Below are 12,733 nucleotides of genomic sequence, written 5' to 3' on the forward strand. Positions count from 1 at the left end.
CCCCCCCTAAAATTTACTTTAATCCGCTATTCTTTTAAAATAAATCTAATATATTTAGTCCCTTTTCGCTTGGTACTCTTCTTAAATCTAACTTCACGCCTAGTTCTCCCAAACGTTTAAATGCAGCGATATCTTTTTCATCAACAGATACAGTAGAGGAAATCTGTTTTTTCCCTTCTTCATAATGCATATTTCCAATATTCAACTGCTCAATTTGCACTCCGCCTTCCTTTAGCGCCAATGCATCATGCACATCTTTTACAACTAAGAATATTTTTTGACGAGAAGACGCTTTATGAATGACGTCAATCGTTTTTTGTAATGAAAAATAGCGTGATTGAATAACATCAGGCAATACCATATCCATTAAATTTTGTTGAATTTCATCTGTGGATACCTTGTCATTTGCAACGACAATTAAGTTTGCCCCCAGATGGTTGACCCATGTAACCCCCACTTGACCATGTATTAAACGATTATCGATTCTGGTTAATAAAATATTTGGAGCTGACATAAAATTTCTTCCTTTCATAAATGAGATTTTACGACATTTTAAGATTTGAATTCCAATTGGCTTCAAAGTACGAATTCTAAGAGTTAAAGAAGAAAATTGCCTCAATACTTCCTGTTATAGAATCTACTAAACGCTCATCATTACCAATAATATCCCTTAACAATTGAAAGCGTTTGCAATGCAAATGAAAAAAAGCAGTCAATGAACTCATGGAAATACTGGGTTGCAGACCCCGGATTCTGTAGATATATTTAATAAAAGGACGAGTGGCCATATACATTAATAAATTTCTTCACATCAAAATTATCTTTCATGATCCCTGAGCACACGCATGTTCAATCATTTTTCCTCGAGTAACTCAGGGATTTCACGGTAAGCCCCCTCGGCAGCTTCAACTTCGTTAAACTAAAGCAGGAGCGACAGGATTTGATTGAAGGCATTGAAACTTTCCTTCAATTAATTGAGTGACAACCGCTTGATTCATTATTTATTGACCCAGTTGATGAATCACTTTTTTACCTCTAGTTCCTGTTTTCATTAAAAAACACGGAGCTTATATTGAATCCTTATTTTACTTTCTCGAACCAGGAACTGGCTGTCTCTTTCAATACTACATTCAGTTCTTCAATATTTCTTTTACCTGTATCTTGTAACCAGGCACGGCCTGCTTGTTCTCCACTAATAGCAAATGATGCCACACCATCTTTCCATGTTGCCCGGCCACATAACACACCGTTAAAGGTAGAACCGGATTCTCTGGCAAATTTCAATGTTTCTTGGAATAGTTTTGCACTTACACCTGCACTCAAGAAAATAAACGGCAGTTCTGTTGCTTCACTCTGTTCTTTGAAAAGAAAGGCAGCTTCTTCTTTACTATAAACAGTTTCGCCTTCTGCATAACCTTCCACAAAGTTCATATCTATCGGAACTTCAACTTTCAACACATCAACTTGATATTGAGGTTTGGAGAACTCCTTCATGGCCCTGATCACTTTATTCGGTTTCACTTTTGCGTACTCTTTACTTTTTACATCATTATTTTCCGCATCATAAGTGACAATTTCCAAGAAAAATGGAAGATCCTCAGCCGCACACTCGGATCCAACACGTTCCATATAGACATGCTTATAGTTATTAATTTTCTCTTCTTCATCTACATCATAATAAAGTAAGAATTTGATAGCATCAGCACCGGCTTCCTTCAAACGTTTTACTGAACATTCCGGTAATAAATCAGGCAACCGGCCCACTTCTGAGGCATCGTAACCGGTTTTTTCATAGGCCACTAATAAACCTGCGTTCTTATCGCGGACCTTTGCTGCCGGCAGACCATATTCTGGGTCCAAAAGTATAGCGGTTGCAAATGGTGTTAATTCCTCAGAAACCAATTCTTTGAAACGGATGATACCATCATCTCCCACTAGATTTGCATCGCCAGACGCAATCATTTTTTTCAAAGAGCCACGTTGATCGATGGCTAATGCTCCAATCACGCCATTTTCATCCGATAAGCGTTTAAGAGCTTCTAATTTATTTTTGGTGAGATCTAACATTGGCATTCTCCTATCAATCTATTTTTTTAACTTTTACGCAATCATAGTACTTTTTAAATTTTCTTATATTTACAAAACCAGTTACGGCTTCCATTGCATTCAACATTCCTGTGGTCATAGCCGTTTTCAGTACAGACTCCACCGTTTGATTTCGGTTCAGTGCCACAGCTAACCCAGCAACGGTCGCATCTCCGGATCCTACAGGATTAACCACATCTATTTTTGGAATCGTAACCTGATAATAATCATCCCCATGCCTGACAAAGGCACCTTTATCACCCTCGGACACGACAATCCACTCAATCCCCTTAAAAATCTCATGGTTTAACGTTTGTTTCAAATCGATGTTTCCAGTTTCAGTTTCGAAGCCCAACAGCTGAGACAATTCCGCAGTATTCGGCTTGATGGCAAAAGGTTTTTTCTCATGTTTCAAGACTTGTTTTAACTCTTCCCCTGACGAATCAACAATTACGGGCTTTCCCTTATTACAACTGATTTCAACCATTTTACGATAAAAGTGGGTTGGTAACCCTTTCGGTAAACTTCCTGAAATCGTAACCAGGGAAGCGGTTGTGAGCAGGCATTCGAATTTCTCTAAAAAAGCTGTCCCTTCTTCTTTGGATAACGTCGGTCCAGATTCTAAAATCTCTGTTTGCATTCCCTCATGAAGAATGGCGATACAATTTCTTGATTCTTTTTCGATTCTCAAAAAGTCATTGGGAATATTACTATCATTTAATTCCTGAACAATGTAATCACCAATCGTTCCGCCTAACACACCTGTCGCCAAGACCTCGCCTTCCATTTGTGAAATCACTCTGGCAACATTCAAGCCTTTTCCACCAGCCGTTTTTCGTACCGTTTCCACCCGGTTGACATCATCAAACTTGAATGCATCAACCGGATAAGAAATATCGACAGATGGATTCATTGTTACGGCTAAAATCATCGTAATCACTCTTTCTGGTTGTTGTTTAGGCTTGACCATCCATGTAAGCCATGATTAAATCAAGCTCAGGACTAACTCGATAAAGTCAGCAGCCTAAGCAATTTTCCACAATTGTTTTCGAACTGAACACTCCTAGCAAGTGCATTACATGCCATATAAATGGTTTTGCCGCAGTGGCATTACCTCATTGCCGACATCGGGTCTTTTCTCTTAATAAATATCGGCTCAAAACAGGAGCTACCACCTTATCCTCAAGAAAAAACCAAATCTGCAAAATACATATTGATATGCTTGTTTCCCCTTCATTACAAAGCGTTCAAATACCTTCTTTTACTTATATTCGTATAGGGTTACTCCCTTCACCACACGGTTAACCGTTCCTGTCGGTGAAGGTGAATCAGGTGTATTACCGACTTTTACGGAAGCTAGCAGTGAGACAGTTTGCCCAACCATGACAAAGGGTAATGCCAGGTAAACATCCGGTACGGATTGAGCATCACTGCCAAATAAAAACGTGTTCCCAACAAATCTGGATTTGCCATCGACTTCAATGGCACAAATATAGTTGGCAATGTTATCTCGCTGCAATTCATTTAACATATCCAAATCATATTGACGTGTATAAGGGTGATTGGAAACAAAAACAAAAACCAACGTTTTTTCATTGACAAATGATTTAGGCCCGTGTCGGAATCCCAATGGCGAATCAAATGCTGTAACAATTTTTCCCGCCGTTAGCTCTAATACCTTTAACTGCGATTCTCTCGCTAAGCCTTCAAAACTTCCTGAGCCCAGATAAATGATCCGGTCAAAATCACGGTCGATGATTTTTTGGATATCCTCTTCTCTAGGAATAACACTTTCACCCATTTGGCGAATCTTCTGGACAATTGACCCTTTTTCCTCCAGTGGCAGCGGATCAAAAATGAGTAATGTTGTTAGTGTCATGCATGAGTAGCTGCCGGTCATGGCAAAGCCTTGATCATTGGCTTTTTCGGGCATCAATAACAAAAGATTGTGTTCATCACCTTTGGCCCTTTTCGCTAACTCGCCATCATTAGCACAAGTAATCGTTAACTGGTAGAAGTTCGTTACGATTTGTTCTGCTAATTCAACGGCTGCTACACTTTCGGGACTATTGCCGCTTCGAGCAAATGATACCAACAAGGTTGGGAAATCTGCTTTTAAAAATTCATAGGGGTTTGACACCAAATTGGTAGTCGGAACACTCAGCAATTCCCATTTTTTTTCATCCACTTTTCCTTTTAAATAAGGTGTGACAGTATCACCGACATAGGCAGAAGTTCCGGCACCTGTAAAAATGACACGTATTCGTTCATGTTGCTCAGCCAGTTTTTGCAAAAATGCTTGAATCTCTACGTGTTTCTTTCTATATAATGAATAGGTTTCATCCCATAAAACAGGTTGTTGCTTGATTTCCTCTGTTGTAATCGATGCACCTAACGATACTAATTTTTCTTTATCAAGTGTAAACATCTCCAACACTTCTCCTTTTTTATAATCTCTCGAAAACTCGTAAACCTGCACCAACGACGCCGTTATCTTGCTTCAATGTGCTGATGCTCATTTGCCCTAAAATATGTTGTTGTTCAGGTAATTGGTAGCTTTTTAGCTTTTCTTTCATTAACTTAAGCAGAAAAGGATTATTTACGATGACACTGCCTCCGAAAACCATTTTATGTGGATCCAATAAACAGGAAATCGAATAAAGTCCTTGAGCTAAGTTGTCAGTCACATCTTCAATGATGCGATATTCACATGTCCCATTTGCATAGCCTGCAAAAACTTCTTTAGTGGAAATATTTTCAACTTGCAATTCCTTTTCCGCCAACTTTTCGATGGCAGGCCCAGCAGCCACTTTTTCCAATCGCTTAATTCCCTTATTGTCTGCCTTCGAAAGTACCGGTATCAACCCAAGTTCCCCGGCGAATCCTGCCCCCCTGAAAAATGAACCATTTTGAATGATGGAACAGGAGATTCCGGTACTAATAGTCACATAGACAAATGTCTCGTTCCGCTTTACCTGAGCTGCCTTCCACTCGGCAAATGCCGCCATATAAACATCATTGTCAATACTAATTTGTTCGAGTCCGAATTGCTCCCGTAAACGGGCAGTGATGGGGAACTGTTTCCAAGGTAAATTATTTTGAAAAATAGCTACGCCATTTTCACAATCAACTTTACCTGGTACACCCACACCGATGCCCTCTATGTCATCTAGGGAATAAGATGATTTTTCAAGAACTTGTTCCACTGCTTCTAAAACTCTGGCAAACATTTTTTCCCGATCTGAAGGATCACTTTTTACATCCACGCGCTTCAGCAATTCTCCCGATTCCGTAATGATACCCGCTGCAATTTTTGTCCCTCCAATGTCAATGCCGATTGCATTTTTCATTTTCCTGCACCTCTTATTCCTCTCCATCGTTTACTTTTTGAACAAACGATTCCGAACACTTCATAGTCTTTCCCCACTCCCAAAAATAGTCAACTAATTCAGAATTTTTATACCACCTTTATATAGTTGGGTTGTTGGTACAAGTTTATTTTAATAAAAACTCATAGCCAAAATACTATGAGCTTTTTTAAAACGTAAGTTCAGGATTAGAGTGTCTAAATAAGCCTGCCTTCCAAAAACCATACTTACAATCTATACTTATTTATTTTACACCATCACAACTTGTTGGGTCAACCCAACAAGTTGTGATGTCCTAGAATTAATTTTAGGTTTAAGTCCCCTATTGAATCGTGTACATTTTTCTATTTATTTTCCGCCTGTTACTGCAATTCCTTCAATAAATTGTTTTTGCAAGAAGATAAATAAAATCAGCATTGGCAGTATCGCTAAAAAGGAGCCTGCCATAAGTATAGGATAGTTTGTTAAATATTGACCTTGAAGCGATGACAATCCGACAGAAAGTGTCATTGCTTCAGGAGAACTATTTACGATCATTGGCCACATCAATTCATTCCAGCTCCAAAGAGTAGTGAAAATGCCCAAAGCAATCAACCCAGGTTTCGCGAGGGGAAGCATTACTTTCCAGTAAATTTGAAAATGGTTACAGCCATCAAGTCTGGCTGCCTCTTCTAGTTCTTTTGGAAGTCCCATAAAGAATTGCCTTAACAGGAACGTACCGAATGCACTAAACAGACCTGGTACTATTACCGCCTGTAATGTATTTAACCAGCCAAGATCCACCATAATCATATATTGCGGGAGTAAAAACACTTGCCCTGGTACCATTAATACCGATAAAGCTAACATGAACAGAATGTTCCTGCCTGGAAATTCAATTCGAGCGAATGCATAGGCGGCTAACGAACACAAAAATAGCTGGCCTGCTGTCCGGACGATCGTAATTATAAAGGTATTAAACATAAATTTGAAAAAAGGCAGAAGTCCAAAAACCTCTATATAGTTCCCCCATTGGAAATCCTTAGGAATTATAACAGGCGGAACATGAATAGATTCAGCATAGGTTTTTAATGAGGTTAAGATCATCCATAAAAAAGGCATGACCATTGCCACGGATCCTATAATAAGGACGAAATGGATAAGGAATGTCTTACTTGTTACAAACTGTCTCGTTCTTTCCAATGGTTCTCCCTCCTTTAGTCATAATGAACCCATTTTTTTTGTAAGACCATTTGGATTGCAGTGATAATTAGGATAACTATTAATAGTAGAACAGCGATTGCTGCTGCATATCCCTTATCGTTTAAAACGAAAGCGTGCTGATAGAATAAATAAACAACCGATTGAGTGCTTTCCAAGGCTGTACTACTTTTTCCAATCATCATGAAAATTAAATCAAACACCTGAAAAGCACCAATTAGAGAAGTGATGCTTACAAAGAAAATAACAGGAGAGAGCAGTGGCAGTGTAATTTTAAAGAACACACTGATCGGCCCTGCTCCATCCATTTCCGCCGCTTCATAATAGGACTTTGGAATTCCTTGAAGTCCGGAAAGGAAAATGACCATATTATAACCAATTCCACTCCAGATTGCTACCACAATAATCGAATATAAGGCAATTTTCGGATCACTTACCCACTGTGGACCCTTGATCCCAAATAAAGACAAAAGATAGTTTAGCAGTCCGTAATCAGAATTATAAAGCCATTTCCAAACCATTGCGATGGCTGCAGGCATTGTAATTACGGGTAAGAAATATAATGTGCGATAAACGGATTTCCCTTTAATTTTCTGGTTTAGGAGTACCGCTATTATAATAGAGAAGAAAATCCCGATTGGCACAGTGATAATAATATAAATCCCAGTATTCTTAAATGATTTCAAAAGGTTAGTATCCTCAAGCATCCGCTTATAGTTATCTAACCCCGTCCACTCATATTGACCAAATGCTCCCCATTCGGTGAAACTAAAATATAAGGTCTGAAAGATAGGCCACAGGTAAAAAATGAACAAACCGAGCATGGTAGGGGCAATCATGAGATAAGCCCAAAAGAAGTCTGAACTTTTCCTTGTCTTCGTTAAGTTGGAAACCTTAAGTTTTGCTTTCGTATTCACTTCAACCTGTAGAGGATGTTCCTTCACTGTATTCACTCCTTTTAAGGAACGAAGAGAAGAATCATCTTCTCTTCTTCATTTTTTTTACTACTTGGATAGCGCCTCATTTGCCTTTTCTGTTAACTCTCTTACAGCGTCGTCCACACTTTCTTCTTCACTCCAAGCCTTTTTAAGAACGTCCGTTTCATACTGCCAAATTTCTCCTGTCCTTATAACACTAGGCAGTGGAACAGAATAATCGACACCATCAATAAAGGCCTGAAGATTTATATTTGGAACGGCTTGTATCCAAGCATCCTGTGTATCATTATAAGCTGGAATAACCGTCCCTGTTTTCGCAAATATATCTGCGGCTTCTTTAGAGCCTAGGAACTGGACAAACTTCCATGAAGCGTCTTTATGCTTTGTGTTAGCCGCAATAACATTGGCTAGCCCATGAATGGCAACCGCGCGCTGTTTTCCTTTTGGTACTACAGCAACATTTATATCAGGATTATTCTTATACTCTTGTACCATCCAAGGACCATCAAACATCATCGCTACTTTTCCTGAAGAGAATAATTCAGAAGCGGCTGTTTCTGTCATTTGAGCCTGTGTTGGAGATAATCCCTCCTTAATGAAACTAATATTATAATTAAGCGCATCAATGGCCTCCGGCTGATCAAAACCTACAGACTTACCATCGTCAGAAATAATATAACCGCCATTTTGCCAGATAAAATCATAATAGCCACCTTGGTTGCCCATTAATGCAGCATAGCCCCAAATACCTTTGTCTTTATCTGTCAGTTTTTTAGCGACTTCCTTTAACTTACTCCAATCCCAAGTGTCATCTGGATATGGTACACCTGCTTCATCAAAGATTTTTTTGTTATACCATAAGCCCGTTGTATCAAAGTCTTTTGGAATACCGAATATTTCTCCTTTTACGGTATAAAGGTCAATTAAAGATTTCGGATAATTATCTAAGTCATAGTTTTCTTTTTTTGCAAGGTCAGTAAGTGGGAGGATTACCTTTCCTTCTGCATATTTCTCAACATGGGCACCATTCATCCACATAACATCTGGCAACGCCGCCCCAGTTGCAGCAGTTTCAAGTTTTTGAAAATACTGGCCATAAGGAGTCATCTCCGTTTTTACTTTAATGTCCGGATATTTTTCGTTAAATAATTTGATGACTTCATCAATGGCAGTGACTTGCTTCTTATCCCAAAATCCATAAGTAATTTCAACCTTTCCGTCCCCTGATGCAGTGTCATCATTACTACATCCAACTAATCCTATTAATCCTAAAATTGTGGTTAAAAGCATTATTAGCCATTTTTTCATCATGTTACCTTCTTTCAAATAAAGTTTTGTAGATTTCTAACAAAATACTTCTTGAACACGAATGGTTTTGTGACAATTTTCACCATGATAACCCTTACATTTATTTATTCCATGAAAACTTTTACTACAGCATAAATTAGAAATACGTACGAGTGCGATTTGTATTGGGCTTACCACCTCCACAAAATAAAATAGGCTCGGAAAATAAAACCAGGATGTGAACAAATCTTCTTTGTTGAATATACACTCCAAAGAAAATGGTAGATGGTACCTTTCTCTTAATATACGGAAATTACTTACCTCTTGGTTTTTCTTTTAAACTATTATAATAATCGTCAATATTAATGGATTGACCCTGTTTTAGCCTTGACTCTTCAGCAGCAAATGCCATTAGGTGACTTCTTACTGAAGCAAGTACGGAAGAAACGCTATCTTGTTTATTTCCATATTGAATTTCTCTCAAGAAAGTCCTAATGATGCTGTTATCTCCACCACCATGTCCACCAATGGGATTGTCAAATCTTATTATCGTTTCATGCTTGGTGAGAAAATTAAAAATCGAAATACTATTTTCCTCCATATTCCCACGTATTTCTCCTTTTGTTCCCATTATTTGAACAATACGTGTTTGCTCCCTTGTGAACCCGCACATACTAAACGTCGCTGTTGCTCCACCCTCGAATTCCATATTTACAACTTGATGATCCACCACATTATTATCTGAGCGATATACGCATTTTCCAAATGGTGTTTCATTTAATGCTTTTATTATTCCTTCATTTGTATAGTCCTCTGTAAATTTCCTTGCCCATCCTTTTCCTTCCCCTAGATAATACCTTCCAGCATGAAATGGGCATTCATGTTCAACAGGACAGCCATCTAAACATCTTTTCGGTGCTCCAATTGGTGCATTTTCTTCCTTAAAATGCATAAGCGAACCATATGAACTAATGCGTTTACACTCCTTGTCTATCACGAAAGAAATAATATCCATATCATGACATGATTTTTGCAGAATCATCGGACTTGTTCGTTCTTTATTATTCCAATTGCCACGTACAAAGCTATGCGACATATGCATCACTTCTACATTTTCATTTAATTGAAGCGAAACTACCTCTCCAATTTCTCCTGATGAAATGATCTTTTTAATTGTTGCCCAAAATTCTGTATACCTCAATACATGGCATATTGTAAGATGTCGATTATACTTTTGGGCTGCTTGTTCCATCGCTATGCATTCCATTGGATCTGGGGACATAGGCTTTTCCAACAAAACATGATAACCCAGTTCCAATGCTTTCATGGTCGGTTTAAAGTGATTGCGATCAAGTGTACAAATAATAGCTACATCAGCAATTTTTCTTCCTGAATTGAATGCATCTTCCCAAGATTCATAACTATTTTCGTTGGAAATATTATGTTCTTGTTGAAATTTAGTTCTTCTTTCTTTATTCGGCTCAGCCACACCTGTGATCTTTAATTCATTAGGGTATTCTAAGGCATAAGGTGCATAAGCTCTTACCCCTCTGTCACCTGCCCCGATTATTATTGCTGTCATTTGTTTCATGGTTTACTCTCCTATCTTCCATTTTTCCGATAGTTTTCCTGATTTACTCCAAACGTTTTCCAACAAATTTCAAAAAAAGAACCGCTTAGGTTCGTTTTATATTAGATGATTCCCGAAGGACTAATTCAAATGGCAATATGATTTTTATCGGAAGTTTAATCTTCCCTTCTACCATTTCCATAATAGTTTTAGCTGCAATTCTTCCCATTTCATATTTAGGGATGTCTACCGTCGAAAGCTGTGGAGACGAATATTTCCCCATTTCAATATTATCAACCCCAAAGAAAGCGATATCCTCTGGAATTCTAAGTTTATTTTCTCTGACAGCTCTCATGGCAGGGATGGCCATCAAGTCACTCGCACAAACCATTGCTGTTGGCATATGCAATGGATCACTTTTAATTAAAGTTTTCATTTTCTCATAGCTGTTTTCCATTTTCCACTGTGTATTCATTACCCATTCAGATTGGATGGCTAGCCCGGCTTCTTCCATGGCATATTGAAAACCTTTAAAACGATGTTCAGCATACAAATTTTCAAAAGTTTCATTAGCACCTCCACCAATAAAACCTATGTCCCGGTGCCCTTGCTTAACTAAATACTGAACCACCATTTTAATAGATTCCTCGCGATCGTAGTCTACGATTGCTATATTTTTATCTGTATAAAAAAAGTCCAATCCTACTAGAGGTATATTTTGTTGAATATATTCAATAATGCTGTCATTAATCTTATCGATAAGAAGCAGTCCTTCAATCCCCGAATCATGTATAGTCTTAAGAAGTAGCGTCTCGTTCTCAAGTTCATCCCTGGTAATACTAATCAAGTTGTAATCATGATCTGTTAATACATCACGAATACCTGTATAAATATTTGCAAAGTAAGGGTTAATTTCCGCCTGTTTTGGATTGGCTACCCATCCAATTTTCATTGTTCTTATCTTATTCTTTCCTTGCTTGTTTGCAACTAAATTTCGAGCATTTTGATTTGGTATATACCCTAACTCCTTAACAGCCTCCCAAATTTTCGCTTTTGTTTCCTGGTTAACATTTCGTGTCTGATCATTTTGAATTACTCTAGAAACAGTAGAAATGGAAACACCTACACGTTCAGCAATATCCTTTAATCTTATCACTAATAAAACACCTCTTAATTATGTACTTAAGCGCTTTCTTATAAAGGATAACAAATATTTTTATCCTTTATAAGGAAAACATTTTGAATGTTTATAATGTTTTTAAGAGTAGTTTTATTTCGTTCACATTTCCGCTTAACACTTAATGGGTTGTTGGTACAAGTTGTATTAAAAAAAAGTTCCAATAAACTGTTTTGTCGACATAACCCTGTAGTTGACTGAAAATTATGACTAAATTAAATATATACCCCATCCGTTAACCTGTCAACCCAACAACCTAAATAAATAAAAAAACTGATTCCTTTATATTGAAATGTAATTATCTCTTACATTTCATGTTAGCGGGTTTTTGGAACTTAAAAAACTCATAGACATAATGCTATGAGTGATTCAACCTTCATGTTAGTTCCGTGTAAAAGCGGCAGCGATCTCCTCGTACAATGGATATACAAAACTCAACAGGCATTCCATTAATATCATAGGCTGTCCGTTCAAGCAACAGTGCCGGAAGGCCTTCTTCCGTTTGAAGGTACTCACTTTCTTCAGCACGAATGAGGACGGGTTCAAATGCCTCTTTTGCTCTGGTTACTACGATATTAAATTGTTGTGAAAATAAATCATATAATGAAATTTCGCCAACTTTTTCAAGTTGCTCCGTATCTGAAACCACGTTCTTCGGGATGAAAGAAGATTCCAGAATATACGGTTCATCGTCGGCACAACGAAGGCGTTTCATTTCAATGACATTCTCATCTTCTCCAAGCTGCAGCGCATCCCTGATTTTTGCCGTTGATTTAACTTCCTCTATTTTTAGAATGATATCTTTAGGGTTCATTCCTTTTTCTTTCAATACTTTGCTAAAGCTGTAAAAACCCATCAATGACTGTTGCAATTTTGGTTTTGCCACGAAGGTACCTTTTCCTTGAATTCGGTAAAGGATGCCTTCCTGTACTAGCTCCTCAATTGCTTTTTTAGCTGTGTTCCGGCTCACACCGAATTGGTCCATCAATTGATTTTCAGATGGGATTTTGTCACCATGTGTCCAATTCCCCTTTTCAATAGAACCCTTCAGCCTCTCCATCAATTGGTGATAAAGTGGAATTACACTTTCGTGCTGCAGTGGTTTCAT

At 38.0% G+C, this 12,733-nt stretch carries 11 protein-coding genes; all 11 read right to left on the reverse strand.

Annotated elements, in window-relative coordinates; all coding sequences use genetic code 11:
* Positions 1–34 precede the first annotated feature (34 nt).
* The 11 genes from agaV to OSJ91_RS16775 all read right to left on the reverse strand — a co-directional run bounded on the left by agaV (position 35) and on the right by OSJ91_RS16775 (position 12,733).
* A complete protein-coding gene (gene agaV / locus OSJ91_RS16725; protein WP_251542738.1) occupies positions 35–514 on the reverse strand; it encodes a PTS N-acetylgalactosamine transporter subunit IIB in 480 nt (159 codons plus the stop codon).
* A 566-nt stretch (positions 515–1,080) separates the two neighbouring features.
* Positions 1,081–2,067 carry a tagatose-bisphosphate aldolase gene (gene lacD / locus OSJ91_RS16730; RefSeq protein WP_350299230.1) on the reverse strand — a complete coding sequence of 329 codons (987 nt, stop codon included), beginning with the start codon at positions 2,065–2,067 and terminating at the stop codon, positions 1,081–1,083.
* Between the two features lie 13 nt (positions 2,068–2,080).
* Positions 2,081–3,016 (reverse strand): tagatose-6-phosphate kinase, encoded by a 936-nt coding sequence (lacC, locus tag OSJ91_RS16735; RefSeq protein WP_485890092.1) that lies wholly within the window; start codon positions 3,014–3,016, stop codon positions 2,081–2,083.
* A 330-nt stretch (positions 3,017–3,346) separates the two neighbouring features.
* On the reverse strand, positions 3,347–4,513 hold the full coding sequence (locus OSJ91_RS16740; protein WP_434167243.1) for an AgaS family sugar isomerase: 1,167 nt from the start codon (positions 4,511–4,513) through the stop codon (positions 3,347–3,349).
* A gap of 19 nt (positions 4,514–4,532) precedes the next feature.
* Complete coding sequence (locus OSJ91_RS16745) at positions 4,533–5,435, reverse strand: ROK family protein (protein ID WP_350299233.1); 903 nt, start codon at positions 5,433–5,435, stop codon at positions 4,533–4,535.
* Positions 5,436–5,801: 366 nt separating this feature from the next.
* Positions 5,802–6,560, reverse strand: coding sequence for a carbohydrate ABC transporter permease (locus OSJ91_RS16750; RefSeq protein ID WP_350302896.1), 759 nt, complete (start codon positions 6,558–6,560; stop codon positions 5,802–5,804).
* Between the two features lie 89 nt (positions 6,561–6,649).
* Entirely contained in the window at positions 6,650–7,570 is a 921-nt protein-coding gene (locus OSJ91_RS16755) for a carbohydrate ABC transporter permease (protein ID WP_350302897.1), read from the reverse strand.
* 87 nt (positions 7,571–7,657) lie between these two features.
* Positions 7,658–8,899 carry an ABC transporter substrate-binding protein gene (locus tag OSJ91_RS16760; RefSeq protein ID WP_485891917.1) on the reverse strand — a complete coding sequence of 414 codons (1,242 nt, stop codon included), beginning with the start codon at positions 8,897–8,899 and terminating at the stop codon, positions 7,658–7,660.
* Between the two features lie 292 nt (positions 8,900–9,191).
* Positions 9,192–10,469 (reverse strand): Gfo/Idh/MocA family protein, encoded by a 1,278-nt coding sequence (locus tag OSJ91_RS16765; RefSeq protein WP_485890093.1) that lies wholly within the window; start codon positions 10,467–10,469, stop codon positions 9,192–9,194.
* Positions 10,470–10,554: 85 nt separating this feature from the next.
* Positions 10,555–11,604 (reverse strand): LacI family DNA-binding transcriptional regulator, encoded by a 1,050-nt coding sequence (locus OSJ91_RS16770; RefSeq protein WP_350299235.1) that lies wholly within the window; start codon positions 11,602–11,604, stop codon positions 10,555–10,557.
* Between the two features lie 397 nt (positions 11,605–12,001).
* Positions 12,002–12,733, reverse strand: coding sequence for a GntR family transcriptional regulator (locus tag OSJ91_RS16775; protein WP_350299236.1), 732 nt, complete (start codon positions 12,731–12,733; stop codon positions 12,002–12,004).

The organism is Bacillus sp. T-10(2022) (genome assembly GCF_056502895.1).

Coding starts and splice junctions, on each gene's coding strand:
- OSJ91_RS16760 (WP_485891917.1), bottom strand. CDS start 8,899: ATGAAAAAATGGCTAATAATGCTTTTAACCACAATTTTAGGATTAATA.
- OSJ91_RS16775 (WP_350299236.1), bottom strand. CDS start 12,733: ATGAAACCACTGCAGCACGAAAGTGTAATTCCACTTTATCACCAATTG.
- lacC (WP_485890092.1), bottom strand. CDS start 3,016: ATGATTTTAGCCGTAACAATGAATCCATCTGTCGATATTTCTTATCCG.
- lacD (WP_350299230.1), bottom strand. CDS start 2,067: ATGTTAGATCTCACCAAAAATAAATTAGAAGCTCTTAAACGCTTATCG.
- agaV (WP_251542738.1), bottom strand. CDS start 514: ATGTCAGCTCCAAATATTTTATTAACCAGAATCGATAATCGTTTAATA.
- OSJ91_RS16750 (WP_350302896.1), bottom strand. CDS start 6,560: ATGGTCATGCCTTTTTTATGGATGATCTTAACCTCATTAAAAACCTAT.
- OSJ91_RS16765 (WP_485890093.1), bottom strand. CDS start 10,469: ATGAAACAAATGACAGCAATAATAATCGGGGCAGGTGACAGAGGGGTA.
- OSJ91_RS16745 (WP_350299233.1), bottom strand. CDS start 5,435: ATGAAAAATGCAATCGGCATTGACATTGGAGGGACAAAAATTGCAGCG.
- OSJ91_RS16740 (WP_434167243.1), bottom strand. CDS start 4,513: ATGTTTACACTTGATAAAGAAAAATTAGTATCGTTAGGTGCATCGATT.